The organism is Nocardia sp. NPDC055053 (genome assembly GCF_053608285.1).
In genome coordinates this window covers 1-25,550 of sequence record NZ_JBSGVD010000015.1, presented here as the reverse complement: position 1 = coordinate 25,550, position 25,550 = coordinate 1, and the positions used below count along the sequence as shown (strand labels likewise).

The following is a 25,550-nucleotide window of genomic DNA, read 5'->3' as shown; positions in this document are numbered from 1 at the left end:
CCGGCCGCAGGGCAGAAGAGAGTCGCAATGAGCACTTCTCCGGCGTACTTCACGCAGGACGACGGCGTTTTCCAGCCCGCCCGGTTCGCCATGAGCCTGTGGGCCCCGAACACGCTGTCCGGGCCGCCGGTGTGCGGGCTGATCGCGCGCGAAGTCGAGGCGCGCTACTGCGGCGACGGGTTCGCGCCCGCCCGGCTGACCGTCGACCTGCACCGGGCGGTGCCCGCCGTGCCGCTGACCGTGGACAGCGAACTGATCCGCGACGGCAAACGGGTCAGGGCGGTGGCGATCGTGCTGCGTTCGGGCGGTGAGCCGGTCGCGCGGGGCAGCGCGCTGCTGCTGAAGCGGTCGACCCAGCCGCCGGGCGAGGTGTGGCGGCCAAGGCGGGAACGGCCGCTGCCGCCGCGCGACGCGCTCGCCACCGTCGACGAGGCCATGCACCTGTTCGGCAGCGACGGCAACGGGTGGTCGGTGAAGATGACCGAGCACCAGAACGACGCAAGGAAACGCAAGTGGGTGCGCAATATCCCCGTGGTCGCGGGCGAGGAGTCCTCCCCGTTCTGCTTCGCCGCCATGGCCGGTGAGCAGACCAGCCTGGTCACCAACTGGGGCACCGAGGGCATCGGGTTCATCAACACCGACGTCTCGATCACGTTCTCGCGCATGCCGATCGGGCTCGAGATGGGCATCGAGGCGGAATCACATCTCAGCGACGACGGCATAGCCGCGGGCGCTGCGGTCCTCTACGACGCCGAGGGCGCGTTCGGTATCTGCACCACCACCGCGCTGGCCAACGAGCACCGGCAGATCCACGGCTCGGTCATCGACAACCTGTCCGAGGAGTTCGCCCTGTCCCAGATCACGCCGGATCGAGGCCGCTGAAGGCCAACCCGACCGTGGTCGCGCACAGCACGAACCCGGCCGCGGTGGTGGTCAGCAGATAGCCGAGCGCGATCATCCGGGCCGCCGGGAGCAGCGCCAGCAGCAGCGCCGGGGTCAGCAGCGCGGCCAGGGTCAGTGCCCAGCTGAGCCAGTACGAGGTCCGGATCGGCTCGATCTCCGCGAACGCGATCGTCTGCGGCACCGGCACCTCCCACGCGTCCTGCACGGCGAATGTCGCGGGAACCAGCACGAATACGGCAACGAACAATCCCGCCGCCACACCCCAGCCCGCCCGCCACCTGACCTGCCCCGGCACCGTCGCACGCACCCGCCCACACACCTTCCCTGCCACCCGGTTCACCCACTCCGCCGCGCCCCATGCTGCCTCGAGCAGCACCCCCACGCGGGTAACCGCGCACCGTGTCACCGCCCTGGACGCCCACAAGCCGCGGCGCCCCCTGGCGTAGTCGTGCAATTCGCGTCTTCGCAGTCGGATATCTGATTGCAGCGAGCCGGATTGCACGATTACGCCGGTGGTCTACCGGCGTGATCCCGTCGACCGCCGACCTGAACATCCACTGATCCCGACATCGCGGCGTTTGGTGAACGCTCAGCGCATATCCGCAGCACCGTCGGCGGACTTCGAAGCAGGTCCTAGGTGCCGGTCTGCTCGGCGAAATGGAACTCGACGGATACGGACTCGGCCGGAATGCCTTGTGCGCGAAGGCTGTCCAGGATCTGGTTGGTGAATCGGGGAGCCGGGCGGTAGTGCGTGCTGTGGTCGGAGACCAGGATGATCCGGCCGTCGCGGGCCACCAGCTCGCCCGCGGCGGCGACGGGCCCACCGGCCAGGAAGCTGGAATGGTGGAACCGGCCGAGCAGGTGCCGGGGCGAGCTGTAGATGATCCCGTCGGCATCCATGACGAAGATCGCGCGGCCGCCGGTAGGGGACCACAGGGTGCTCGCCTCGGTGGTGTCGAACAGGGTCCCGTCGGCGGTGTAGAGGAGCCCGTCGCGTGCGTGCAGGCGGAATCGCGCGCGGTCGGTCGCGCCGAGATAGGCGACGTGACTGTCGCCCCAGACCCGGTTCCCCGGCAGGTGCTCGCCGGTGAATTCCGGGCGCAGCGGTGTCGTCGCGAAAGCCGGGTGCGCGGCGCGACGACGCAACAGCCCGCGTAGTCGATCCAGAGCCGACGAACTCATGCCGGAACCAGGGTCACGATCAGCTCGTCGGCGATGGACTCCGCTTTCACCATGCCCTCGCCGAGATACAACGTGGCGGCCTGCGGCCTGCCGTCGGGGAGCGGCACGACCGAAACCGCGTCGACCCGGCGGCCGGCGAGCACGTCGTAGGGCGGCTCGTCGGTGACGTCGAAGGCGGTGTATTTGCCCGAGATGGCGACGTATTCGATGTTCACCGGGTCGACCAGAGGTTCGAACGGATCACGCCACGGCGCCGCGCCGATCCGCAGTTCCGCGCCGTCGACACCGGCATCGAGCAGCAGCGTCGAGCCGTTGTGGAAGGTGAATTCGATCGGGCCCTCGGTGCGGTCGATGTCGTCGCCCAGGACATAGAACATCCGGCGGACGGCGACGATGGTCCCGTCGACCGCGGCGTTGAGCGCGGTGCGGCCGTGCTCGTCGTTGTCGGACACAGTTTCCTCTGACGGTCGATCTCGCACGCTTGGCGTGCTGCCGGGCAGATGAGCCATCATGTCGCCCGACCTGCGCGGCACGCAACTCGGTCCGGCGTGTTCGCCGCCGCGCCCCGGCCGCCCGCCGCCCGCACGACCGCTCGTACAGTGGATTCATGGTGGATACCACCCCGGACGACACCGCGGCCGCGGTGGAGCGCGCGGCCGGACTGCTGGCCGGGCGCCGCCTGGTGGTGATCTCCGGAGCCGGTCTGAGCACCGACAGCGGCATCCCCGACTATCGCGGCCCGGACTCGCCGCCACGCAACCCCATGACCTACCAGCAATTCGTCGGCGACGCCGAGTTCCGGCAGCGCTACTGGGCCCGCAACCACCTGGGCTGGCGGCGGATGGACGCCGCGCGCCCGAATCGGGGCCACCGCGCCGTCGCCGAGCTGGAACGCGCCGGGGTGGTCGCCGGCGTGATCACCCAGAACGTGGACCTCCTGCACACCAAGGCGGGCGCGCGTCGCGTGATCGACCTGCACGGCACCTACGCGCGGGTGTGCTGTCTGCGCTGCCCAACGATGATCTCGCGCATGACACTGGCCGAGCGGCTGGAAGAGGCGAATCCCGGTTTCGCCGAAGATGTTTCGGCGACCGGTATCGAAGTCGCCCCCGACGCGGACGCGGTGGTGACCGACACCGCGCGTTTCCGAATGCTCGACTGCGCGATTTGCGGCGGCATGCTCAAACCCGACATCGTCTACTTCGGCGAATCCGTGCCCGCCGACCGGGTGGCCGCGGCCTTCGACCTGGTCGACGACGCGCAGGCGCTGCTCGTTGCCGGTTCGTCGCTGACGGTGATGTCGGGCCTGCGCTTCGTGCGGCGCGCGGCGAAAAATGGTGTGCCGGTGGTGATCATCAACCGAGGCGGCACCCGCGCCGACGAACTGGCCGCCGTTCGCATCGACGCGGGCTGCTCGGAGACGCTGTGCGCCTTGGCCGAACGGCTCACCACACCGAGCACGGTCCCCGGGCGATGAACGAGTCCGCCGACGCCGCGATCGAAACCTTCTTCGCGGGCAAACCGTATTCTCTCGAGATCTTCACCGTGCTGCGGGAATTGATCGCGGCCAACGGCCCGGCGGAACTGTCGGTGGCATCGCAGATCACCTTCGGCCGCGCGCGCAAGTTCGCGTGGGTATCGCTCTACAACATCACCGGCCGCAATCCCCAAGGCACCGTCCAAATCATGCTCGCGATCGACGAGGAAATAGCGCGGCCACCGGTGTATCGGGTGAATCAGGTCGGCCGTTCGCGCTGGAACCACCTGGTCGTTGTGCATTCCGTCGCCGAAGCGCGCGACCCGGAACTGGCAGTTCTGATCGCCGCCGCCTATCGATTCGGTGCAAAATGAGCGGTCACTTGATCCCTCGTTGACGGCGGCGTATTCGACGTGGGTAAGCTCTGCGCACCAGTGCATGAAGAGTTCCACCCGCGGCGCAAAGTTTTCCTCGCAGCGGGGTTGTCGGCCCTCGTGTGGGCCGCATGATCGACCCCCACTTGCCAGCCGATCAGAACCAGGGCTTTTCCATGACCGATACCGTCGTTGCCGAACCACGCCTCACGCACCGCCAGACACTCACGATTCTGTCCGGCCTGCTACTCGGGGTGTTCCTCGCCGCGCTCGACCAGAACATCGTCAGCGTCGCGATCGTACGGATCGCGAACAGTCTCGACGGCTTCGACGAGCAGGCATGGGCGACAACGGCGTACCTGATCACCGCCACCGTCACCACGCCGCTCTACGGCAAACTGGCCGACATCTACGGGCGCAAACCGTTCTATCTGCTGGCGATCGCCCTGTTCGTCCTCGGCTCGGCGGCCTGCTGCTTCGCGACCACGATGTACCAGCTGGCCGCCTGCCGTGCCTTCCAGGGGCTGGGCGCCGGCGGGCTGATGTCGCTGGCGTTCACCATCGTCGGCGATATCGTGCCCGCCCGCGAACGGGTCCGCTACCAGGGGTATTTCCTCATGGTGTTCGGCATCGCGACGGTGCTGGGCCCGGTGGTCGGCGGGTTCCTGTCCGAGTACGAGAGTCTCGGCGGGATCGAGGGCTGGCGCTGGGTGTTCCTGGTGAACGTGCCGGTCGGGGTGCTGGCGTTCCTGGTGGTCGCGCGGGTGCTGAATGTGGGGCACACCCGCAGGCGAAGCCGGATCGACTGGTTGGGCGCGCTCACCCTCGTCGTCGCTGTCGTGCCGTTGCTGATCGTGGCCGAGCAGGGCCGGGTGTGGGGCTGGACCTCACCGAAGTCGTTGCTCTGCTACGGCATCGGCGCGGGCGGGCTGCTGCTGTTCCTGATCGTCGAGTTCTTCATGAAGGACGCGGCGCTGATCCCGCTGCGGTTGTTCCGCAGTCCGACCTTCAGCATCGCCATCCTCGGCGGCTTCCTTGTCGGTGTCTCGATGTTCGGCGCGATCACCATGGTTCCGCAGTACTTGCAGGTCGTGCGTGGTTTCTCGCCGACCGAGGCGGGGCTGCTGATGCTGCCGCTGGTGCTGGGCATCATGGTCGGCGCGCAACTGTCGGGCCTGATCACCAAGGCCAGCGGGCGGTACAAGGTGCTGCCGGTCCTCGGCGCGCTGATCCTGGCGATCGGCTGCGCGCTGTTCGCCCACGTCGGCTACGACGGCCCGCTGTGGCAGCCGCTGGCCTACAGCGCGATCATGGGTTTCGGACTCGGTGGCTGCATGCAGACGCTGATCATCGCCGCGCAGAACGCCGTGCCGAGCACCGAGATGGGAGTGTCGACCGCCGCGGCGACCTTCTTCCGGCAGCTGGGCGGCACCCTTGGTGTCGCGGTGTTCCTCACCGTCCTGTTCGATCGGCTGCCCGGATCGATCCTGTCCGCGTTCGGCGGCAGCCTGCCCGCCGGTCTCGACGCCGCGGGCCTGGACGCGCTGCAACGGGATACCTCCGGCATCGCCGCGCTGCCCGACGAGTTGCGGATGCCGATCCTGGCCGGCTTCACCGACGCGATGCAGGGCGTGTTCCTGCTCGCCGCGGACCTCGCCATCGTGGCCTGCCTGGTGCTGGTGTTCATGAAAGAGATTCCGCTGCGCGAGGATCCGGTGCCCGAGGAACATTCGGACGGCACACTGCTGCGGGACGTGAGCCTGCACGACGCGCACGAGATGGTCGATCACCTGCGGCCCGCCGCGACCGGCCGGGTCATCGCGGGGCTGTTGCGCCGCGACGACGCCCGCCCGGTGCCCGCGGCCATCCTCACCTTGATCGACCAGCACGGTCATCAGGTGGCGCGCGGCAACGGCGACGCCGACGGCGCCTATGTCATCGCCGCGCCGCAGCCGGGAAACTACGTCCTCATCGCCGCCGCGGCGGGCCACCAGCCCGAGGCGGTGAGCGTGTCGGTGGGGGAGCGGGCGCTACATGTCGACCTGATGCTCACCGGGGCAGGCGAACTCACCGGCACCGTGCGGTCCGCGCGGCGCGGTGAACCGCTGTTCGGCGCGACCGTGACCCTCACCGATCCCGGAGGTGACGTCGTCGGTGCGGCGATCACGGGCGAGGACGGCGTGTACGTGTGCCGTGATGTCGTGAGCGGGACATACACGCTGGTCGCGGTCGCCGACCATATGCGCCCGTCCGCGGTCGCGCTGACCGTGCCGGAGACGGGCTCGCTGCACCACGACATCGATCTCGAGCCGATGGCCATCCTGATCGGCTCGGCCTGGGTCGACGGTGACCGCCCCGTCGCCGATGTCCAGATCACCGTCCTCGACGCGGGCGGCGACCCGGCGGCCACCACCCGCACCGACGAGACGGGGCAGTACCTTGTCCCCGACTTGCCGGAAGGCGAGTACACGGTCGTGGCGCGCGGCTATCCACCGGTCGCCAGCCAGGTGTCGGTGACCCGCGGCGAGATCACCCACGACGTCACCCTCGGCTACGACAACGAGGAGTCGATGCACCACCGCTGATCGTGCGCCGCGTGGGATCCCCACGCGGCGCATCGATCACGCGCTGACGGATGCCTCGCGCTGGAGTTCGAGGGCGATGTCGACGAGCTGGTCCTCCTGGCCGCCGATGAGCTTGCGGCGACCGGCGCGGACGAGGAGTTCGGCGGCGGAGACGCCGTAGCGTTCGGCTTGGCGTTCGGCGTGGCGCAGGAAGCTGGAGTAGACGCCCGCGTAGCCCATCATCAGGGCCTGGCGGTCGAGGAGGCATTCCGACGGCATGGCGGGGCGGACGACGTCTTCGGCGGCGTCGGTGACGGCGAAGAAGTCGACGCCGGTCTTGATGCCGAGCTTGTCGCAGACGCCGATGAAGGCTTCGACCGGCAGGTTGCCCGCGCCCGCGCCGAAGCGGCGGGCGGAGCCGTCGATCTGGGTGGCGCCGGCGCGCACCGCGTACACCGAATTGGCCACGGCCAGGCCGAGATTCTCGTGACCGTGGAAACCCACCTGCGCGTCGGTGCCGAGCTCGGCGACGAGCGCGGAGACCCGGTCCGAGACCTGTTCCAGGACAAGGGCACCCGCGGAATCGACCACATAGACGCACTGGCAGCCCGCGTCGGCCATGATGCGAGCCTGCTTGGCGAGGGCCTCCGGCGGCTGGGTGTGCGACATCATCAGGAAGCCGACCGTTTCCAGACCGAGCTCGCGGGCCGCCGTGAAGTGCTGCACGGACACATCGGCTTCGGTGCAGTGCGTCGCGACGCGGCAGATCGACGCTCCGTTGTCCTGCGCGATCGTGATGTCTTCCTTGATGCCGACTCCCGGCAGCATGAGGAAGGCGATCTTGGCGTTCTTCGCTGTTTCCGCGGCGGCCTTGATCAGTTCCTGCTCAGGGGTTTTGGAGAACCCGTAGTTGAACGAGGAACCACCGAGGCCGTCACCATGGGTGACTTCGATGACCGGCACGCCCGCGCCGTCGAGGGCGGCGACGATGTCGCGGACCTCGGTCGCGGTGAACTGATGCCGCTTGTGGTGGGAACCGTCACGCAGGGAAGTGTCGGTGACGCGGATGTCGAGATCAGCTGAGTAGACCATGATTTGAGCTCCTTACACCCGAGCCGAGATGATCTGATCGGCCAGCACATCACCGACGCGGGTCGCGGCGGCGGTCATGATGTCGAGGTTGCCCGCATACGGCGGCAGGAAGTCGCCCGCGCCTTCGACCTCGACGAAGATCGACACTTTCGCCATGCCACCGGAGATCACCGACGGGTCGTCGAACTGCGGATCGTTGAGCAGCCGGTATCCGGGCACGTATTCCTGGATCGACTTCTCCATGGCGAAGATGCTCTCGGCGATGGCATCGCGATCGGCGTCTTCGGGGATGGAGCAGAAGATGGTGTCGCGCATGATCATCGGCGGTTCGGCGGGATTCAGGATGATGATGGCCTTGCCCCGCTGGGCGCCGCCGATGGTCTCGACACCCTTGGAGGTGGTTTTGGTGAACTCGTCGATGTTCGCGCGAGTGCCCGGTCCGGCCGATACCGAGGACACCGACGCCACGATCTCGGCGTAGGCCACCGGCACGACACGCGACACGGCCGCCACCATGGGAATGGTGGCCTGGCCACCGCAGGTGATCATGTTGACGTTCGGGGCGTCGCGCAGTGAATCCAGGTTCACCGGGGGGATCACGGCCGGGCCGACCGCGGCGGGGGTGAGGTCGACGGCGCGGATGCCGGCGGCCTCGTATTTCGGCGCGTAGGCGCGGTGCACGTAGGCGGAGGTGGCCTCGAACAGCAGATCCGGCTTCTCGTCGAGGGCGAGTAGCCAGTCCGCGCCCTCGGCGGAGGTTTCCAGACCCAGCCCGCTCGCCCGCTTCAGCCCCTCCGAATCGGGGTCGATGCCGATCATCCAGCGCGGCTCGATCTTGTCCGAGCGCAGCAGCTTGTACAGCAGATCGGTGCTGATGTTGCCGGACCCCACGATCGCGGCGGTGACTTTGCTGGTCACGGTGTACTCCTTGGGAAGTCTGGTTCAGCTGAAACGCAAACGGACGGAACCGAGTCCGGTGAACTCGGCGAGGAAGTCGTCACCGGGACGCGCGTCGATGGCGCGGGTGCAGGAACCGGGCAGCACGATGTCGCCCTTCTTGAGCCGCACCCCGAAGCTCGCGACCTTGCGAGCCAGCCAGGCGACGGCGATCACCGGGTCGCCGAGGACGGCGTCACTGCGGCCCTCGGCGATGACCTCACCGTTGCGGGTCAGGGTCGCGTCGATGGCGGTGATGTCGATGTCGGCGGGCGCGACGCGCTCCTTGCCCAGCACGAACCCCGCTGAGGACGCGTTGTCGGAGATGGTGTCGCACAACCCGATCCGCCAGTCGGTGATGCGGGAGTCGATCAGCTCGATCGCGGGCGCGTAGGCGACGGTCGCGGCGAGGACATCGGCCTCGGTGCAGTCCGCGCCGGGCAGATCGGCGCCGAGCACGAAACCGACCTCGACCTCCACGCGCGGCAGCAGGAACTTGGCCGTGTCGACGGGGATGTCCTCGGACAGCTCCATGTCGGCGAGCAGGTGACCGTAGTCGGGCTCGTCGACGCCCATCATCTGCTGCATCGCCTTCGACGACAGCCCGACCTTGTGGCCGACGATCTTCCCGCCGTCATCCAGCTTGCGCCGGATATTGAGCAGCTGGATCTCGTACGCGTCGACCACGTCGATGCCCGGATACCGGTCGGCGATGGGGGACACAGCCACCCGATCCAGCTCCGCCCGCGCCAGTTCGGCGGCGAGCTCGGCGCGCATGCTGGTTGTCAGCATCCTGGCTCCCTCTTCTCGTCTGGTGATGCCACCCCATGCTCGTACTCGAGACGGCGCAGCGGGCCGGCCCTTCCCGCTGGATGGGCAGGAAAATGCGCGGCCCGGCCGGGAATCGCCGCACACGCCGCCACCAGCACCACGGTCATCGCCGCGATGGTCGCGAACACCAGGTGCACGGCGGCCGACAGCGTCTGCGGCGACGGCGCGTCCGCACTCCCGAGGCGAGCGTTGACGATCGCACCGAACACGGCGACCCCCACCGCGCTGCCCAGCGACCGCGCGAACATGTTCGCCGAGGTGACGACACCGCGCTCGGTCCACTCCGCGCTCGTCTGTGCCGCGATGAGCGTGGGCGTCGCCACCAGGCCCATGCCGGCGCCGACAACGAAACACGAGACGGCGACCTGCCACAGCTCGGAGTTCTCGCCGAGCAGCAGGGTCGTCGCCGCACCGATCGCCGCGACGGAACTGCCGAGCACCGCGCAGGTGCGGAACCCGAAGCGCAGGTACACCTTTCCCGCCCTCGCGGCGGCCAAGGGCCAGCCGAGAGTGAGCGCCCCGGTGACGACCCCGGCGACCAGCGCGCTGGAGCCGAGCACGCCCTGATTGAACATCGGCACATAGGTCGTGAACCCGAACAGCAGCGCCCCGCCCAGCATGGCGGCGACACTACTCGCTATCACCACCCGCCGGGTGAAAACCCACAGCGGCAGAATCGGCCGCACGGCCCGCGATTCCACCACAACGAACAGCGTGAGAGACAGTGCGGCGCAGGCGAAGACGGCTAACCCGGCGGGTGAATCCCATGCCCAGGTGCGGCCACCTTCGAGCAGCCCGAGGACGAGCGCGCCGGCGCCGAGCGTCAGCAGCACCGCGCCCGCGTAGTCGACGCTACGGCGCCGCCGGGGCACCGACTCGGGGAAATTGCGGACCAGCATCCAGGCGGCGAGCACGGCCAGCGGCAGATTGGCCAGGAAGATCCACCGCCAGCCGAGATAGTCGGCGCAGAGGCCACCGAGCAGCGGACCCGTCACCGACGCCACCGCCCACACCCCGGCCAGATAGCCCTGGACCGTGGCGCGTTCGGCCAGCGTGTACAGATCACCCGCGATGACCATGGTCGTCGGCTGGATGGCCCCGGCCCCGATGCCCTGGACGGCACGGAAAACGATCAGCGCGAGCATGCTGCTCGCCAGCCCGCACAGCAGCGAGCCGAGCGCGAACACCGCGATCCCGAACAGCATCACCGGTTTGCGGCCGAAGGTGTCGGCGAGTGCGCCGTAGATCGGCACCGTCACCGCCTGGGCGAGCAGGTAGCTCGTGAACAGCCAGGGGAACAGCCCGAAGTCGCCGAGGTTGTCGGTGATCGACAGCACCGCGGTCGCCAGGATCGTCGAATCGAGCGCGACGAGTCCGGTGGCGAGCATCAGCGAGGCGAGCACGGGGCTACGGTCCGAGCCGAACCCGACCTCGGATCGGGCGGTATCGGTTGCCACAGAACACCTCTCGGTCAGAAGCGGATGCGGACCTTGTCCGTGCACGGACGGGCCTGGCAGGCCAGGGCGTAGCCCGCGTCGATGTCCTCCTGGTCGAGGATGGCGGCGTTGGTCATGCTGACCTCGCCGTCGACGACGGTGCACGCGCACGAACCGCATTCGCCTTCGCGGCAGGAATAGGGGACATCGAGGCCGTCGGCCAGCATGACGTCGACGAGGGTGCGCGAGCGCGGCCAGCTCAGCGCGTGCACGGTGCCGTCGAGCTCCACCTCGACGTGGGCGGAGTCCTCGGTGTCGGCGGGATCGAGCGGCTCCGGCTCGGCGAACGGATCACCCGACAGCGAGACGAACACCTCGGTGGTGACGCGCTCGCGCGGCCACCCGGCCCCGGCCAGCGCCTCGGTCACCGCCGCCATGAACGGGCCCGGCCCGCACACGAACGACTCGTAGGCCGCGTACGGCGCGGCGAACTGCGCCAGCTGGGCGGTGCTCGGCAGGCCCTGCAGCGATTCGAGCCAGTGCACCACGCTCACCCGGCCCGGATACCGGGCGGCGAGCTCGCGCAGGGCCTCGGCGAAGATGACCGACTCCTGCTCGCGATTGGCGTAGAACAGCACCACCCGGCCCGAACCGCGCGCCAAGGCCGACCGCAGGATCGACATCACCGGGGTGATGCCGCTACCCGCCGCCCACAGCAGCAGATCGGTGTCGAGGGAGGCCGGGGTGAAGGTGCCGAGCGGGGGCAGCACATCGAGGGTGTCGCCGACGGAGATGTTGTCGCACAGCCAGTTCGAGCCGTAGCCGCCGGGCGTGCGCTTGACCGTCACCTGCGGCGCTTCGCCGGTGAACGGTGAGCTCGCCAGCGAATAGCAGCGCGCGACCGGTCCGGTCCGCTCGCTCGGAATGCGCAGTGTGAGGAACTGGCCGGGCCGGTAGGCGAACCGGTCGGCGGCGTGGTCGGGCACGTCGAACACGAGCGTGCGCGCGTCCGCGGTCTCCTCGATCACGGCCGCCACGCGCAGCGTCACCACCCGCGAGCCACGCGATACGTCGACAGTCGCCCTCGTCACTGGTGTCCTCCTCGATCACAGAGCCGGTGTCCGGGCTACCGTCGCAGCTCCGCGGGGTCCCGTGGCCGGTGGCTCCCGGTGGACGGGAGATCGCCGCGCACTGCCCACTGACCGGGAAGACCAGGTCGGACGCGCCGGGCGGCGACCCTAGCGTCGGCCTCGTGGACACTCGACCTGCCGGGGGCGCCCGATGAACCGCATGCAGAACACCGTCGCGCTGGTGACCGGCGCGGCAGGCGGGATGGGCCGCGCCCATTGCCGCCGCCTGGCCGAGGAAGGCGCCGACATCATCGCCGTCGACATCGAGCCCGCGGCCGCCGAACTGGCGCAGACCGCGGCGGAGGTCGAGGCGACGGGCCGCCTGTGCGTGACCGCGGTGGCCGACGTGCGCGACCAGGCTTCGCTGGACGTCGCCGTCGCCGACGGGGTCGCCGCGCTGGGCCGCCTCGATGTGATCGTGGCCAACGCCGGGATCTACCGCGACCTCGGCCTGTCCTGGGAGCTGTCGGACGACGCCTGGCAGCGCACCATGGATATCAATCTCACCGGCATGTGGCACACGGTGCGGGCTGGTGTCCCGGCGCTGAGCGACGGCGGCTCGATCGTGATCGTCAGCTCCACCAACGGCATCACCGGCGCCGCCACCGCCTCGCACTATTCGGCGAGCAAGCACGCCGTGGTCGGGCTCGCCCGCACCCTGGCGAACGAACTCGGCCCGCGTGGGATCCGGGTCAACACGGTGCATCCCGGCTCGGTGGCGACGCCGATGATCCTCAACGACACGGTGTACGCCAAACTCAGGCCCGACCTGACGAACCCGACCCAGCAGGACGCGGCCGAGGCACTCGCCGCCCGCACCCTGCTGCCGGTGCCGTGGGTCGACCCGGTCGACATCAGCAATGCCGTGCTCTTCCTCGCATCCGACGAGTCCCGTTACGTGACGGGAACCCAGCTCGTGGTGGATGCCGGACTGACTCAGAAGGTGTGACCGTGAAGCGTAGCGCGCAAGCCCGGTTCGTCAGGGCCGGGTCAACGCATCAGCTTCGGCCTTCCCGGACCACGGGGTGGGCGTCGTTGCTGGTCGATGTATTGCTTCACGATAGCGATCGGGGCGCCGCCACAGGACGCGGCGAGGTAGCTGGGAGTCCATAGGTGACCGTTCATGCTGTGCTGGTTGACCCAGTCCCGGTACTCATCCCGCAGGCGGCGAGCCGACACGCCTTTGAGGCTGTTCACCAGCTTCGACACCGCGACCTTGGGTGGGTATTCGACCAGCAGGTGCACATGGTCGGGTTCGCCGTTGAATTCGACCAGGGTGGCTCCGAAGTCGGCGCACACGTCGCGCATGACCTGCTCGCAGGTGGTGAGCATGTCGTCGGTGAACAGTCCACGACGGTACCTGGTCGCAAAGACCAAGTGGACGTGCATCGCGGAAATCACACTGCGGCCGCGCCGGTAATCGTCGCAGTTATTCATAGACCAATACGGTACGCTGAGTCTTGTGCAGCTCCGGTACAACTTCCGCGTCTACCCGACGCCAGGCCAGCAGATCGCGCTGGGCCGGGCGTTCGGTTGCGCGCGGGTGGTGTACAACGACGGCTTGCGTGCCCGACAGGAAGCGCACGCGGCGGGACTGCCGTACATCAAGGACTCCGCCCTGCAGACGCAGGTGATCACCGCAGCCAAGAAAACTCCCGAACGTGCTTGGCTGGCAGAGGTTTCGTCGGTGGTGTTGGTGCAGGCGCTGGGCGATCTGCACACCGCGTACCGCAACTTCTTCTCCTCGGTCACCGGGAAACGCAAGGGTGCGAAGCTCGCCCCGCCACGGTTCCGTTCCCGCAAGGACAACCGGCAAGCGATCCGGTTCACGCGCAACGGGTTCAACCTGCGCCCGAATCGGAAACTGTATGTGGCGAAGGTCGGGGAACTTGCGGTCCGCTGGTCGCGGGCGTTGCCGTCGAATCCGTCGAGCGTCACGGTCATCAAGGACAGTGCGGGCCGCTATTTCGCGTCGTTCGTCGTGGAGGTGGGTTTCGAACCGCTGACCGAGTTGGAGTCGGAGGTGGGTATCGACCTCGGTCTCACCACCTTCGCGGTCTTGTCGAACGGCACGACTGTCGCATCCCCGAAGTTCTTGCGACGGGCGGAACGCAAGCTCCGCAAGGCGCAGCAGAGCTTGTCCCGCAAGGAGGAGGGGTCGAAGAACCGGGCCAAGGCCCGAGTCCTGGTCGCGAAAGCTCATGCCCGCGTGGCGGACACGCGGCGAGATTGGGTGCACAAGCATTCCACGGCGATCATCCGCGACAACCAAGCGGTCTACGTCGAGGACTTGTGCGTGAAAGGTTTGGCACGGACCCGCCTGGCGAAGTCGGTCCACGACGCCGGGTGGGGCATGTTCACCCGAATGTTGGAGGAGAAGGCCGCCCGGTATGGGCGGCACTTCGCCAGGGTGGACCGCTGGTTCCCGTCGACGCGCACGTGTTCGGCGTGTGGCGTGGTCGGGGAGAAGAAACCGTTGCAGGTGCGGGAGTGGACATGCACCTGCGGTGCAACGCACGACCGCGATCTGAACGCTGCACGAAACATCCTCGCCGCCGGACGGACGGAGAGGTTAAAAGCCTGCGGAGGGACGGTAAGTCCTGCCGCGTAGCGGAAGGCACGTCTCTGTGAAACAGGAACCCACCGAGAGCGCCATCGGCGCTGGTAGGAATACCGGTCCTTCAGGGCCGGGAGGATGTCAAATGGGACGGGTTTCGGGCAAGATCGCCCTCGTCACCGGCGCCGCGCGCGGCATCGGCCGCGCCCAGGCGATCCGGCTGGCCGAGGAGGGCGCCGACATCATCGCGGTCGACATCTGCGGGCCGGTCGAAACCGTCGTGTCGCCGGGGGCGACCCACGACGACCTCGCCGAGACCGTGCGCGCCGTCGAGGCGACGGGCGCGCGGATCGTCGCCGCGACCGTCGACGTCCGCGACGGCGCGGCACTGCGCGGCGTCGTCGACGCCGGCGTCGCGGAACTGGGTGGCCTCGACATCGTCTGCGCCACCGCCGGAATCAGCTCCAGCGGTGGTGCGCTCGACCTCACCGAGCAGCAGTGGCACACCATGATCGATGTCAACCTGACCGGTGTGTGGCAGACCTGCAAGGCCGCCACCCCGCACCTGATCAGCCGCGGCGGCGGCGCGATGATCCTGACCAGCTCGATCGCGGGCCTGCGCGGACTGGTCGGCGTCGCGCACTACACCGCAGCCAAACACGGGGTGGTCGGGCTGATGCGCTCACTGGCCAAGGAACTCGCCCCGCATCATGTCCGGGTGAACTCGGTCCATCCGACCAATGTCGACACCCCGATGATCCAGAACGACATGGTGCGCAAGGTGTTCCGGCCCGACCGTGAACATCCCACCCGCGAGGAATTCGCGGAGGCGGCCGTGTCGATGAACATGCTCCCGATCCCCTGGGTCGAACCGGTCGACATCGCCAATGCCGCCCTGTTCCTCGCCTCCGACGAGGGCCGCTACATCACCGCGGTAACGCTGCCCATCGACGCGGGCAGCACCCAGCGCTGACGCGGCGACGACGCGTGGGCTGCCGATCGTGGCAGCCCACGCGGGCGTCAGCGCGCCGGAACAGAACAAGGGTGCCGACCGGTCCGCACAGCGCGTGTGGCGTCTGCGCGCCGGGCAGAGTCCGCCTGTCGGTCAGCAGGCGCAGCGCGCCGGAACGGTCGCCGACGCGTCGGCCGGTCCGCCCGGCGCGGGTGGCGTCAGCGCGCCGGAACAGGCGTCGGGGAGTCGGCCAGTCCGCGCAGCGCCTGCGGCAATTCGTCGTGATGCAGCACGCCGAGGCGCTGGGTGGCGCGGGTGAGCGCGACATACAACTCGGCCGCACCGCGTGGTCCGTCGGCGAGGATCCGTTCCGGTTCCACCACCAGTACCGCGTCGAATTCGAGGCCCTTGGTCTCCGACGCGGCCACCGTGCCCGGTACATCCGGCGGGCCGATCACGATGCTGGTGCCCTCGCGCTCCGCTTCGTCTCGCACGAATTCCGTGATGGCGGTGGACAAGTCCGCCGGATCGACACGCCGCGCCCAAGGCTGCACGCCGCACGCGCGGACCGATTCCGGTGGCGTGACCTCCGGGGCGAACTCGGCGAGGACCGCCGCTGCGACGGCCATGATCTCCGCGGGAGTGCGGTAGTTCACCGTCAGCGCGCGGTAGAGCCAGCGGCCGGGGACGTACGGCTCCATCATGGTGGCCCACGATGTCGCGCCCGCCGCCGAGCGGCGCTGGGCGAGATCACCAACCACGGTGAACGACTTGCCGGGGCAGCGTCGCATCAGCACCCGCCAGTCCATCTCCGACAGCTCCTGCGCCTCGTCGACCACGACGTGCCGGTAGGTCCAATCCCGGTCCGCGGCAGCGCGTTCGGCGAGTTCCCTGGTGTCACGCTCCAGGAAGCGTTCGGCCAGGTCCGCGCCGAAGAGCATGTCCTGGGCGAAGAGGTGATCCTCGTCGTCCATGTGGTCTTCGCGGCTGACCATGGTGTCCTCGAGCACCCGCGCGGCGTAGGCGGCCTCGGCCCTGCGCTCCCGCTCGGCGGTGTCGTCGACGGGCTTGTCGCGGCCGAGCAGATCGACGAGTTCGTCGAGCAGCGGGACATCCGACACCGTCCAGGCGTCGCCCTCGGCGCGGTACAGCGACTCGTCGGCGCCGGCGGCACGCAGCCGTTCCGGCGACGAATACAGCTGGGCGAGGAAGGTTTCCGGGGTCAGGATCGGCCAGAGATCGTCCAGGGCCGCGGTGAACGCCGCGTTCTCGGCGAGCTCCGCGACCAGATCGGTGCGCAGCTGTTCCCACGCCTCGCGGTCGTCGCGGGTGAGCCAGCCCTTCCCGATCCGTCCGATGGCACGCTCGGTGAGCACATAGGTGATGATCTCGCGGAATACGTCCCGCGCCTCGTTGTGCGGCCGTCCGCTGGCCCGTGCCTCCTCGGTCGCCCACTGCGCGGTCTCGGCGTCGATGCGCACGGTGACATCCGCGAGCTCGATCGGCACCGGATCCACCGGCAGCCGCTGCCGATCGGCGACGGCGGCCGCGAGCACGTCGAGAATTCGCAGCGAGCCCTTGAGCCGGGCCGCCTCGGGGATGTCCTCCGCGGTGACGTGCAGCCCGGGCAGCAGATCGCCCGCGGTCGTGAACACCACATTGGTCTCGCCCAGCGACGGCAGCACATGCGCGATGTGGTTCAGGAAGGCCGGATTCGGGCCGACCACCAGCACACCCTGGCGTTCCATCCGCTCGCGCTGGGTGTAGAGCAGATACGCGACGCGGTGCAGCGCCACCACCGTCTTGCCGGTGCCGGGGCCGCCCTCGATGACGAGCACGCCCGGGTGATCGAGGCGGATGATCTCGTCCTGCTCGGCCTGGATCGTCGCGACGATGTCGCGCATGCCCGCACCGCGCGGCGCGTTGACCGCCGCGAGCAGGGCCGCGTCCCCACGCTCGGCACCGTCGGGCCTGCCGAGCACCTCGTCGGTGAAGCCGGTCACCTGCCGCCCGCGCGTGTGGAATTGGCGGCGCCTGCGCATGTCCTCCGGCGTCGCCGCGGTCGCGACATAGAACGCGCGCGCCGCGGGCGCCCGCCAATCGAGCAGCAGCGGCTCGAACTCGTTCGCCTCGTCGAACAGGCCGATCCGGCCGATATAGGAGGCCTCGCCCGAGAGCGAGTCGAGCCTGCCGAAGCACAGCCCGTTGTCGGCCACATCCAGCCGTTTCGCCTGCTTGCCCAGCGCACGCACCTCGAAGTCGCGTTCCATCGCCGAGACACCCTTGCCGCGCAGCGCCGCACTGTAGCGGCCCTTCACCCGGGTGCGCTCGGCATCGAGCTTCGCGTACAGCCCGTCCACATAAGTCTGCTCGGACCGCAGTTCGTCCTGATATCCCTGAGTTGACACATGCCCTCACTTTCCCGGTTCGCCGATCCCGGGGGAGCGCGTCGTTCACTCCCATTTCCGCAGCTTCTGGCTTCGGCCGACGATTATGCGGCACGACCGGGGCCTTGCGGCAAGGCCCCCTGTGCGCTATATGTTGGAAAGGGAAGAGAGTGAGGACTCCTCCTTCCCGCGTCACAGGGGGCAGCGGAACCGGCGATCACACCGTCCGGTCGACATCCTTGCGGGTCAAGAACGCCAGCACCGCCGACTCGAACTCGTCCTTGCGCTCGATCATCGCCCAGTGCCCGCAGTTCGGGAACACGTGCAATTCGGCGCGCGGAATCGTGCGCATCGGGATCAGCGCCATATCCAGCGGGCTCACCCGATCGTCACGGCCCCAGGTGATCAGCGTCGGAGCCTGTACCTTGTGCAGCATCGCCCACGGCGGCGGCGCGTCGGAAGCCTCCATGGCCCGCACCATCATCGCGAACGCGGCCTTGCTGTACATCCGCCGCGCGCTGTCCAGGGTGGCCGGATCGGTGGCCTGGGTCCAGCGCTCCTCGATCAGCTCCTCGGTGACCATCGCCGGGTCGTAGACCATCGAGTGCAGCCACTGGATCAACCGCTCCCTGGTGGGTTCCTCGGTGAACTCCTGCAGCAGCTTGATGCCCTCACCGGGGCCGGGGCTGAAGATATTGCGCCCGATGCCGCCGATCGTCACCAGCTTGCCGACCCGATCCGGGTGCGCGATGGCGTAATTGAGCGCCACCCCGCCACCCATCGAGTTGCCGATGATGTCGACACTGTCGAGCCCGAGCGCGTCGACGAACCGGACCACCGCGTCCAGCGCGGTCACCATCGGATGACCGCCGAAGTCGTCGCTGACTCCGAAGCCGGGGAATTCCAGGACCAGACAACGGAATCGGTCCGCGAACGTGGCGAGGTTGCCGCGGAAGTTGCGCCATCCGGTGACACCGGGACCCGACCCGTGCAACAGCAGCAGCGGCGGACCCTCACCCGCCTCGTGATAGCGCAAGACGCCCGCGTCGGTGCGGATCTCGCGCAGGGTGGCCTCGTAGCTCAGCTCGGTCATGCGTGGGTGCCGCCATCGATGCGGATCTCGGTGCCGGTGATGAAGGCGCCGTCCTCGGAGACCAGCATGGCGATCACGCCGGCCACCGCGCTCGGGTCGCCCATGCCCGCGCCGCCGGATTCCAGCCCGGTGGGCAGGACCGGGGACAGCTTGCCGAACAGCGACCAGTCGGCGTCGGCGGGCACGTAACCGCCGGTGGCGTCGGTGATCCCGGACTTGATGCTGCCCGGCGCGACGCAGACCGCGCGCAGGCCCTTGCCACCGTATTCCAGCGCGATGGCATGGGTGAAGGACTGGATGCCGCCCTTGCTCGCCGCATAGGCCGCCATGTACGGGTGCGCGAACGCCGCCGAGGTGGAACTGAAGTTCACGACCGTAGAACTCTGGTTCGCCAGCAGCGCGGGCAGGGCTTCGCGGACCACCAGGAAGGTGCCGGTGAGGTTGACCCGGATGATCAGGTCCCACAGGTCCAGGGAGGTCTGCTCGGTGTGCGAGGCGCGCAGGATGCCCGCCGCGTTCACCAGCGAGTCCAGGCCGCCGAGGGTCTGGACCGAGGAGCGGACACCCTCGACGACCGACTGTTCGTCGCCGATGTCGATGGTCAGCGTGGTGAGCCGGTCGGCGGTGCCGCGTTCGGCGGCCTGGGCCTTGGTGGCGGCCAGGCCGTCGGCCGAGACGTCGGCGCCGACCACCGTGGCGCCCTCGTCGAGCAGCCGCAGCACGGTGGCCTGGCCGATACCGGACGCGGCGCCGGTCACCAGCGTGCGGTGGTCGTCGAGTCTGTTCATGAGTTTCTCTCCTTGGTCTGTGGGGTCAGCCGAGCCGGCCGGGAACCGGCTCGTGCCGCAACTGATCGGTCGCCAACGCTCCTGCGCGAACAGCGTTCTCGATGGAATCGCGCAGGGCGGGGCAGGTCGGGATCCAGCTGCTGTGCTCGCCGAGCGCGGCGCGGCGGGCGAACTCCGGGCACGCGGACTCGGCGTCGTCGAGCCACTGGATGCTGGTGTGGCTGGGGCTGAACTTCTCGGCCAGCACCTTGTTGCCGCACGTACCGCATTCGACGGGTTGCATGAATGCCTCCTCAGCGCTCGCCCGCGGCGTGCCGCGCGCCGACGTAGCCGAACACCATCGCGGGGCCGATGGTCGCGCCCGCACCCGCGTAGTCGTTGCCCATCACCGCGGCCGAGGTGTTGCCCGCGGCGTAGAGGCCGGGGATGGGTGTGCCGTCGGCGCGCAGCACCTGGGCGTCGGCGTTGTAGACCAGTCCGCCCTTGGTGCCCAGGTCGCCGATCCGCACCCGCAGCGCGTAGTACGGGCCCTTGTCCATGACGTCGAGCGCCGGGGTGTCCAGGGTCGGGTCGCCGTAGTAGTTGTCGTAGGCGCTCACGCCGCGACCGAAGTCGGCGTCGTGACCGTCGCGGGCGAACCCGTTGAAACGGTCGACGGTCTCGCGCAAGGTGGCCACGGGAACACCGATCGCGGTGGCGAGTTCGTCGATGTCCGGCGCGATCCGCACCAGGCCGGAATCCGTCCACGACGCCGGGAACTTCTGGCCCGGCACGAGTCCGCCGATGGGGTAGCGGCTCTTGGCCTTCGCGTCGAAGATCAGCCACGCGGGATCGTGGCTGCCCGCGAGCTGGGCGTGCACGAACGTCACATACGGGGACGCCTCGTTGGTGAAGCGCTTGCCCGTGCTGTCGACGATGATCGAGCGCGGGATCGACCGCTCCGACACCAGCACCTGATTGATGCCGTCGGGCCGCTGGAACGACGGCATCCACCACGCGTCGTCCATCAGATCCACTGCCGCGCCGACCTGCTCACCCGCGACGATGCCGTCACCGGTGTTGTCCGTCGAGGCCGCGCTGAAGTTGTCGCGCCCGCCCTCGGGCAGATAGCGCTTGCGCATGGCCTGATTGTGCTCGAACCCGCCGGTGGCCAGCAGGACGCCGTCGCGCGCCCTGATCCGGATCTCGCGGCCGTCGCGTTCGGCGACCACGCCGAGCACCGCGCCCGAGTCGTCGGTGATCAGCGAACGCAGCGGCGTGTTCAGCCACAGCGGGACACCCGCGTCGCGCAGGGCCAGCCGCAGGCGGGCGATCAGCGCGCGGCCGAGGGTGTCCATGTGCCTGCGCAACACGATCGCCTTGATCGCCCGCAGGCCGGTCAGCAGCGCGGTCCAGCGGGCCTTCCAGGTGCGCATCACCATATTGAGCTGGACGAAATCCTTGGACGTGATGAACAGTCCCGGCGGCGTCGCCAGCGCGGCAGGACGCAGCAGGTCCTCGTCGTCGCCGAGCTGCTTGAGGTCCACCGGCAGCGGCTCGATGGACCGGCCCGCGGGCCGCCCGCCGGGTGCCTCGGGGTGGTAGTCGGAATAGCCGGTGCACCACTGGAAACGCAGGTGCGGGCTGGTCTCGAGGAAGGCGAGCATGCGCGGGCCCTCGTCGATGAACGCGTCGAGGTTCTCCGTCGGCACCCGGTCGCCGACGACGGCGTCGAGGTAGGCGCGCACGTCGGCGCGGGAATCGCCGAGGCCTTCGCGCAGCAGCACCGGATTGTTGGGCACCCAGATGCCGCCGCCCGACAGCGCGGTACTGCCGCCGTAGACGGACGCCTTCTCGATGACGAGGGTGTCGAGCCCGCGGTCGGCGGCGGCGAGCGCGCCGGTCAGCCCGCCCGCGCCGCTGCCGACGACGAGGAAGCCGACTTCGTGATCCCAGTGTTGTTCGGTCGCAGTCATTCTCGCCTCAGCTCAGCCGACGACCATGTCGTCCTGGGACCAGAACGCGCGCATGCTGGTGATGCGGGCGTCCTCGTCGAAGGTCATGACATCGATCGGATCGAGGGTGAACTTCTGCTCGCCGAACTCGGTGACCACGCGGAAGCTGAACGCGGCGCTGTTGCCCGCGACGCGCACGGAGAACAGTTCGGTCGAGCGCTTCAACGGCTCGATGGCCTCGTAGAACTTGGTGATCGCCGCGTGGCCGACGTGCGGTTCGCTGCCGACCGGGTCCTCCACCGTCGCGTCCTCGCGGTAGAGGGCGACGACGTCGGCAGCCGTACCGCTGCCGACGGCCTCCACATATTTGCGCACGGTCGCGCGGATGTCGTCCGCTGAAGCCATCGTGTTGCTCCTGAAATGTCGAGAAGGGGAATATGTGAACGGAACCACACTCGGTGGCCGCTGCGGACGGGTCCCTCCCGGCCAGCGGGAGGGACCCGAGCTCGCTCAGTCGCCGAGCATGTTCCGCACGGCGAGGTGGCTGAACAGCATGGACGCGCCGATCGGGTTGCCGCCGCCGGGGTAGACCTCGCCGCTGACCGCGGCCATGGTGTTGCCCGCCGCGTAGAGGCCGGGGATCGGCTCGCCGTCGCGGCCGAGGACCCGGGCCGCGGTGTCGGTGCGCAGGCCGCCCTTGGTGCCGAGATCGGAGATGCCGAACGCCGCCGCGTGGTACGGGCCCTTGTCGATGGTCACCAGCGGCGGTTCACCGCCGGAGAAGGCACGATCGTAGGCCTCGTCGCCGCGCCCGAAATCCGGGTCGACGCCGGTGGCGACCATCCCGTTGAACCGCTCCACGGTGGCCTCGAGATTCGCCGCGGGCACGCCGATCTTCGCGGCCAGCTCGGCGAGGGTGTCGGCGGTGTGCCACAGGCCCGCGTCGACGTACTTCTGGGTCTCGACCATGGACACGTTGGTGGCCTTGATCGGCGGGACCTCACCCTCCTTGTCGTCGTAGATCATCCAGAACGGCAGGGTCAGACCACGGTCGTTCATCTGGCGGATCACGTCGCGGCCGAGCCGGTCGTAGGGGGCCGATTCGTTGACGAACCGCTTGCCCTCCTGGTCGACGAAGATGCCGCCGGTGAACCACAGCGCGAACGCCGAGCGCCCGTCCGGATGGGTCAGCCCGGGCGACCACCACGCCTGGTCCATGAGGTCGGTGTCGGCGCCGGCCGCGATGCCCGCCTGGTGCGCCAAGCCCTGATTTCCCCAGGGCCCCATGGTGTCTCGTGCCTCGCCGGGCACGCCGTAGTGCTTGCGCAGCTCGTCGTTCTGTTCGAAACCGCCCGCGGCGAGCACCACACCGCGGCGCGCGCGGATCGCGACCCGCTCGCCGCCGCGTTCGACGATCGCACCGGTCACCACACCGTCTTCGACGACGAGCTCGACCAGCGGCGACTCCAGGTAGAGCTTGGCGTGCGGGTAGGTCGACAGCGCGCGCAGCATGCGCCCGATCAGCGCCTGCCCGCCGATCAGCAGCTCCGGCAGGGGAGCGCCGAGGCGATCGGTGTCCAGCGGTCCGCGCAGCGACTCGCGCAGCTCGCCCAGCTCGGCGGCGGGCAGCGGTGTCGGCATGATGTGGCGCTGCCCGTCGAGCCTGGCCTTGGGCGCCTTACCGAAGTAGTCCGGCCACGGCAGCATCTGGAACTCGAAATGGTTGTCGGCCTCGAGGTACTCGATGAGGTCGCGACCACGGCTGACATAGGTCTGCTGCAACTCGTCGGGAGTGCGGTCGCCGACGACGGCGCGGTAATAGGTGAGCGCGTCGTCGATCGTGTCGTCGGTGCCCGCCCGCTCCAGGACGGGGTTGCACGGGAACCACACCCCGCCGCCGCCCGAGTACGCGGTCGTGCCGCCGAACTTGTCGGTCGCCTCGACCACCGCGACGCTGAGCCCCTCGCGGGCGGCGGTGTAGGCGCCGGCCAGGCCACCGCCCGACCCCGCGACCAGCACATCCACCTCGTCGTTCCAGTCCACCACTGTTTCCTCCTGGTACCACCTCGTAGTGCCGATGACGGTAGGTCCGGTGACGGGGGTCACGGAGCGGATCATCCCGATCACCGGGAGGCGATCGATGCGAGAACGTGCCGGTCAGCGGGAAGGACACCTGCTCTCGCGGCCCGCGCGTCCTTAGCCTCGCCCGCAGAGAACCGGTCTCCATCGAAAGGTAGGCACTGTGAACCCCGAGACCCCATCGGCACCAGCGATCCGCCCCGCCGACGTCGACGTGGTCGTCGTCGGCGCGGGCATCGCCGGCCTGTACGCCCTGCACCGATTCCGCGGCAGCGGCCTGACGGTGCGGGTGTTCGAGGCGGGCGAGGGCGTCGGCGGCGTCTGGTACTGGAACCGCTACCCGGGCGCGCGCTGCGACGTCGAGAGTGTCGACTACTCGTACTCCTTCGACGACGCGCTGCAGCAGGAGTGGAACTGGAGCGAGAAGTACGCCACCCAGCCCGAGATCCTGGCCTACCTCGAGCACGTCGCCGACCGCTACGACCTGCGTCGCGACATCGAATTCGGCACGCGCGTCACCGATATCGTGCTCGACGAGCAGACCCTGCGCTGGCAGGTCGCCACCGACACCGGGCGCGCGGTCTCGGCCCGGTTCGTCGTGCTGGCCACCGGGCCGCTGTCGAACGCGAACACCCCGGCCATCGACGGGCTCGAGACGTTCGCGGGTCAGACCCTGCACACCTCGCACTGGCCGCACGAGGGCGTCGACCTGACCGGGCAGCGGGTTGGCGTCATCGGCACCGGCTCCTCCGGCATCCAGACGATCCCGTGCCTGGCCGAGCAGGCCGAGCGACTGCACGTCTTCCAGCGGACCGCCAATTTCAGTGTGCCCGCCGGTAATACACCGCTGAGCGACGAGGAACGGCAGGCGCAGAAGGCGAACTACCCCGAGCGCAGGCGGCTGTCGATGGCCAGCGGCGGCGGTTCCCCGCACCAGGCGCACCCGCGGTCCGCGCTCGAGGTGGACGAGCAGGAACTGCGTGACGCCTACGAGAAGCGCTGGGCGCTGGGCGGTGTGCTGTTCAGCAAGACCTTCCCCGACCAGCTGGTCACCCTGCCCGCCAACGACACCGCCCGGCTGTTCTGGGAGGAGAAGGTGCGCGCCGTGATCGACGACCCGCGGGTGGCCGACCTGCTGGTCCCGCGCGATCACCCGATCGGCACCAAGCGCATCTGCACCGACACGAACTACTACCAGACCTACAATCGCGACAATGTCGAGCTCGTCGACCTGCGGGCGACCCCGATCACCCGCGTCGACGCGGCGGGCGTGCACACCAGCGACGCGCACTACCCGATCGACACCCTGGTGCTGGCCACCGGATTCGACGCGATGACCGGATCGGTGTCGCGGATGAACATCGTCGGCCGCGGCGGTGAATCGCTCAACGAGGCGTGGCGGGAAGGGCCGAAAACCTATCTGGGACTGGGGATGACAGGCTTCCCCAATCTGTTCAACCTGACCGGGCCCGGCAGCCCCTCGGTGCTGGCGAACATGGTGCTGCACTCGGAACTGCACGTCGACTGGGTGGCCGAGGCCATCGCCTTCCTCGACAGCAGCGGAGCGACGGCACTGGAGGCGAGGCCGGACGCGGTGGCCGACTGGGTCCGCCAATGCGCCACCCGCGCCGCGGGAACACTGATGACCCAGGCGAACTCGTGGTACCTGGGCGCCAATATCGAGGGCAGGCCGCGGGTGTTCATGCCCTTCGTCGGCGGGTTCGGCGTGTACGGCGAGATCATCGCCGAGGTCGCGGCCGCCGGATACAAGGGCTTCGACGTCATCGAGGCGTGAGACACGACGACGGGGTGGTCCGATCTGATCGGACCACCCC

At 68.9% G+C, this 25,550-nt stretch carries 24 protein-coding genes; 8 read left to right on the top strand and 16 right to left on the bottom strand.

The window, feature by feature from the left end; all coding sequences use genetic code 11:
* The first annotated feature begins 27 nt into the window (after positions 1–27).
* A complete protein-coding gene (locus ACWF82_RS17565; protein WP_452502313.1) occupies positions 28–882 on the top strand; it encodes an acyl-CoA thioesterase domain-containing protein in 855 nt (284 codons plus the stop codon).
* On the opposite strand, the gene ACWF82_RS17560 is transcribed toward ACWF82_RS17565, so the two are convergent.
* The 3 genes from ACWF82_RS17560 to ACWF82_RS17550 all read right to left on the bottom strand — a co-directional run bounded on the left by ACWF82_RS17560 (position 860) and on the right by ACWF82_RS17550 (position 2,537).
* Positions 860–1,285: a hypothetical protein gene (locus ACWF82_RS17560; protein ID WP_452502312.1), complete on the bottom strand. Its 426-nt coding sequence runs from the start codon at positions 1,283–1,285 to the stop codon at positions 860–862. The genes ACWF82_RS17565 and ACWF82_RS17560 overlap by 23 nt on opposite strands.
* A 251-nt stretch (positions 1,286–1,536) precedes the next feature.
* Positions 1,537–2,085, bottom strand: coding sequence for a hypothetical protein (locus tag ACWF82_RS17555; protein WP_452502310.1), 549 nt, complete (start codon positions 2,083–2,085; stop codon positions 1,537–1,539).
* Positions 2,082–2,537 carry a hypothetical protein gene (locus tag ACWF82_RS17550; RefSeq protein WP_452502308.1) on the bottom strand — a complete coding sequence of 152 codons (456 nt, stop codon included), beginning with the start codon at positions 2,535–2,537 and terminating at the stop codon, positions 2,082–2,084. The genes ACWF82_RS17555 and ACWF82_RS17550 overlap by 4 nt, the downstream gene beginning before the upstream one ends.
* Positions 2,538–2,692: 155 nt before the next feature.
* Here ACWF82_RS17550 and ACWF82_RS17545 point away from each other — a divergent pair, with 155 nt between their 5' ends.
* The 3 genes from ACWF82_RS17545 to ACWF82_RS17535 all read left to right on the top strand — a co-directional run bounded on the left by ACWF82_RS17545 (position 2,693) and on the right by ACWF82_RS17535 (position 6,521).
* Positions 2,693–3,562: an NAD-dependent protein deacetylase gene (locus ACWF82_RS17545; RefSeq protein WP_452502306.1), complete on the top strand. Its 870-nt coding sequence runs from the start codon at positions 2,693–2,695 to the stop codon at positions 3,560–3,562.
* Complete coding sequence (locus tag ACWF82_RS17540) at positions 3,559–3,936, top strand: DUF5655 domain-containing protein (RefSeq protein ID WP_452502304.1); 378 nt, start codon at positions 3,559–3,561, stop codon at positions 3,934–3,936. Before ACWF82_RS17545 ends, ACWF82_RS17540 begins: the two co-directional genes overlap by 4 nt.
* Positions 3,937–4,112: 176 nt before the next feature.
* Positions 4,113–6,521: an MFS transporter gene (locus ACWF82_RS17535; RefSeq protein ID WP_452502302.1), complete on the top strand. Its 2,409-nt coding sequence runs from the start codon at positions 4,113–4,115 to the stop codon at positions 6,519–6,521.
* 36 nt (positions 6,522–6,557) lie between these two features.
* On the opposite strand, the gene dmpG is transcribed toward ACWF82_RS17535, so the two are convergent.
* From dmpG to ACWF82_RS17510, 5 genes are read right to left on the bottom strand one after another with little or no spacing between them, the layout of a single operon-like run.
* Positions 6,558–7,592, bottom strand: a complete 1,035-nt coding sequence (gene dmpG / locus ACWF82_RS17530; RefSeq protein ID WP_452502300.1) for a 4-hydroxy-2-oxovalerate aldolase — start codon at positions 7,590–7,592, stop codon at positions 6,558–6,560.
* 12 nt (positions 7,593–7,604) lie between these two features.
* Positions 7,605–8,510: an acetaldehyde dehydrogenase (acetylating) gene (locus tag ACWF82_RS17525; RefSeq protein WP_452502299.1), complete on the bottom strand. Its 906-nt coding sequence runs from the start codon at positions 8,508–8,510 to the stop codon at positions 7,605–7,607.
* 24 nt (positions 8,511–8,534) lie between these two features.
* Positions 8,535–9,320: a 2-keto-4-pentenoate hydratase gene (locus ACWF82_RS17520; protein WP_452502298.1), complete on the bottom strand. Its 786-nt coding sequence runs from the start codon at positions 9,318–9,320 to the stop codon at positions 8,535–8,537.
* On the bottom strand, positions 9,314–10,816 hold the full coding sequence (locus ACWF82_RS17515; RefSeq protein ID WP_452502296.1) for an MDR family MFS transporter: 1,503 nt from the start codon (positions 10,814–10,816) through the stop codon (positions 9,314–9,316). The genes ACWF82_RS17520 and ACWF82_RS17515 overlap by 7 nt, the downstream gene beginning before the upstream one ends.
* Before the next feature lie 14 nt (positions 10,817–10,830).
* Positions 10,831–11,886 (bottom strand): 2Fe-2S iron-sulfur cluster-binding protein, encoded by a 1,056-nt coding sequence (locus tag ACWF82_RS17510; RefSeq protein ID WP_452502295.1) that lies wholly within the window; start codon positions 11,884–11,886, stop codon positions 10,831–10,833.
* A gap of 190 nt (positions 11,887–12,076) precedes the next feature.
* Here ACWF82_RS17510 and ACWF82_RS17505 point away from each other — a divergent pair, with 190 nt between their 5' ends.
* Positions 12,077–12,874: a mycofactocin-coupled SDR family oxidoreductase gene (locus ACWF82_RS17505; RefSeq protein WP_452502293.1), complete on the top strand. Its 798-nt coding sequence runs from the start codon at positions 12,077–12,079 to the stop codon at positions 12,872–12,874.
* A 41-nt stretch (positions 12,875–12,915) separates the two neighbouring features.
* Here the strand turns inward: ACWF82_RS17505 and tnpA are convergent, their stop codons facing one another.
* Positions 12,916–13,362, bottom strand: a complete 447-nt coding sequence (gene tnpA, locus ACWF82_RS17500) for an IS200/IS605 family transposase (protein WP_452502291.1) — start codon at positions 13,360–13,362, stop codon at positions 12,916–12,918.
* 25 nt (positions 13,363–13,387) lie between these two features.
* Here tnpA and ACWF82_RS17495 point away from each other — a divergent pair, with 25 nt between their 5' ends.
* Positions 13,388–14,536, top strand: coding sequence for an RNA-guided endonuclease InsQ/TnpB family protein (locus tag ACWF82_RS17495; protein ID WP_452502289.1), 1,149 nt, complete (start codon positions 13,388–13,390; stop codon positions 14,534–14,536).
* 91 nt (positions 14,537–14,627) lie between these two features.
* A complete protein-coding gene (locus tag ACWF82_RS17490; RefSeq protein WP_452502287.1) occupies positions 14,628–15,455 on the top strand; it encodes a mycofactocin-coupled SDR family oxidoreductase in 828 nt (275 codons plus the stop codon).
* 197 nt (positions 15,456–15,652) lie between these two features.
* Here ACWF82_RS17490 and helR read toward each other — a convergent pair whose 3' ends face one another.
* The 7 genes from helR to ACWF82_RS17455 all read right to left on the bottom strand — a co-directional run bounded on the left by helR (position 15,653) and on the right by ACWF82_RS17455 (position 23,682).
* Positions 15,653–17,842 carry an RNA polymerase recycling motor ATPase HelR gene (helR, locus tag ACWF82_RS17485; RefSeq protein ID WP_452502285.1) on the bottom strand — a complete coding sequence of 730 codons (2,190 nt, stop codon included), beginning with the start codon at positions 17,840–17,842 and terminating at the stop codon, positions 15,653–15,655.
* A gap of 196 nt (positions 17,843–18,038) precedes the next feature.
* Positions 18,039–18,914 (bottom strand): alpha/beta fold hydrolase, encoded by an 876-nt coding sequence (locus ACWF82_RS17480; RefSeq protein ID WP_452502283.1) that lies wholly within the window; start codon positions 18,912–18,914, stop codon positions 18,039–18,041.
* Positions 18,911–19,702: an SDR family NAD(P)-dependent oxidoreductase gene (locus ACWF82_RS17475; protein WP_452502281.1), complete on the bottom strand. Its 792-nt coding sequence runs from the start codon at positions 19,700–19,702 to the stop codon at positions 18,911–18,913. Before ACWF82_RS17475 ends, ACWF82_RS17480 begins: the two co-directional genes overlap by 4 nt.
* 25 nt (positions 19,703–19,727) lie before the next feature.
* Positions 19,728–19,985: a hypothetical protein gene (locus ACWF82_RS17470; protein ID WP_189022857.1), complete on the bottom strand. Its 258-nt coding sequence runs from the start codon at positions 19,983–19,985 to the stop codon at positions 19,728–19,730.
* 10 nt (positions 19,986–19,995) lie between these two features.
* A complete protein-coding gene (locus ACWF82_RS17465) occupies positions 19,996–21,657 on the bottom strand; it encodes an FAD-binding protein (RefSeq protein WP_452502280.1) in 1,662 nt (553 codons plus the stop codon).
* 12 nt (positions 21,658–21,669) lie between these two features.
* Positions 21,670–22,041: a nuclear transport factor 2 family protein gene (locus tag ACWF82_RS17460; protein WP_452502278.1), complete on the bottom strand. Its 372-nt coding sequence runs from the start codon at positions 22,039–22,041 to the stop codon at positions 21,670–21,672.
* A gap of 105 nt (positions 22,042–22,146) precedes the next feature.
* Positions 22,147–23,682 (bottom strand): FAD-binding protein, encoded by a 1,536-nt coding sequence (locus tag ACWF82_RS17455; protein WP_452502277.1) that lies wholly within the window; start codon positions 23,680–23,682, stop codon positions 22,147–22,149.
* A 196-nt stretch (positions 23,683–23,878) separates the two neighbouring features.
* Between ACWF82_RS17455 and ACWF82_RS17450 the strand changes: the two genes are divergently transcribed.
* Positions 23,879–25,510, top strand: coding sequence for a flavin-containing monooxygenase (locus ACWF82_RS17450; RefSeq protein WP_452502275.1), 1,632 nt, complete (start codon positions 23,879–23,881; stop codon positions 25,508–25,510).
* The last annotated feature ends 40 nt before the right edge of the window (positions 25,511–25,550 follow it).

Bases quoted from the DNA above. Each gene is read 5' to 3' on its own strand.
- ACWF82_RS17460 (WP_452502278.1), bottom strand. From the start codon at position 22,041: ATGGCTTCAGCGGACGACATCCGCGCGACCGTGCGCAAATATGTGGAG.
- ACWF82_RS17505 (WP_452502293.1), top strand. From the start codon at position 12,077: ATGAACCGCATGCAGAACACCGTCGCGCTGGTGACCGGCGCGGCAGGC.
- dmpG (WP_452502300.1), bottom strand. From the start codon at position 7,592: ATGGTCTACTCAGCTGATCTCGACATCCGCGTCACCGACACTTCCCTG.
- ACWF82_RS17535 (WP_452502302.1), top strand. From the start codon at position 4,113: ATGACCGATACCGTCGTTGCCGAACCACGCCTCACGCACCGCCAGACA.
- ACWF82_RS17475 (WP_452502281.1), bottom strand. From the start codon at position 19,702: ATGAACAGACTCGACGACCACCGCACGCTGGTGACCGGCGCCGCGTCC.
- ACWF82_RS17565 (WP_452502313.1), top strand. From the start codon at position 28: ATGAGCACTTCTCCGGCGTACTTCACGCAGGACGACGGCGTTTTCCAG.
- ACWF82_RS17555 (WP_452502310.1), bottom strand. From the start codon at position 2,085: ATGAGTTCGTCGGCTCTGGATCGACTACGCGGGCTGTTGCGTCGTCGC.
- ACWF82_RS17470 (WP_189022857.1), bottom strand. From the start codon at position 19,985: ATGCAACCCGTCGAATGCGGTACGTGCGGCAACAAGGTGCTGGCCGAG.
- ACWF82_RS17540 (WP_452502304.1), top strand. From the start codon at position 3,559: ATGAACGAGTCCGCCGACGCCGCGATCGAAACCTTCTTCGCGGGCAAA.
- ACWF82_RS17520 (WP_452502298.1), bottom strand. From the start codon at position 9,320: ATGCTGACAACCAGCATGCGCGCCGAGCTCGCCGCCGAACTGGCGCGG.
- ACWF82_RS17465 (WP_452502280.1), bottom strand. From the start codon at position 21,657: ATGACTGCGACCGAACAACACTGGGATCACGAAGTCGGCTTCCTCGTC.
- tnpA (WP_452502291.1), bottom strand. From the start codon at position 13,362: ATGAATAACTGCGACGATTACCGGCGCGGCCGCAGTGTGATTTCCGCG.
- ACWF82_RS17480 (WP_452502283.1), bottom strand. From the start codon at position 18,914: ATGACCGAGCTGAGCTACGAGGCCACCCTGCGCGAGATCCGCACCGAC.
- ACWF82_RS17490 (WP_452502287.1), top strand. From the start codon at position 14,628: ATGGGACGGGTTTCGGGCAAGATCGCCCTCGTCACCGGCGCCGCGCGC.
- ACWF82_RS17545 (WP_452502306.1), top strand. From the start codon at position 2,693: ATGGTGGATACCACCCCGGACGACACCGCGGCCGCGGTGGAGCGCGCG.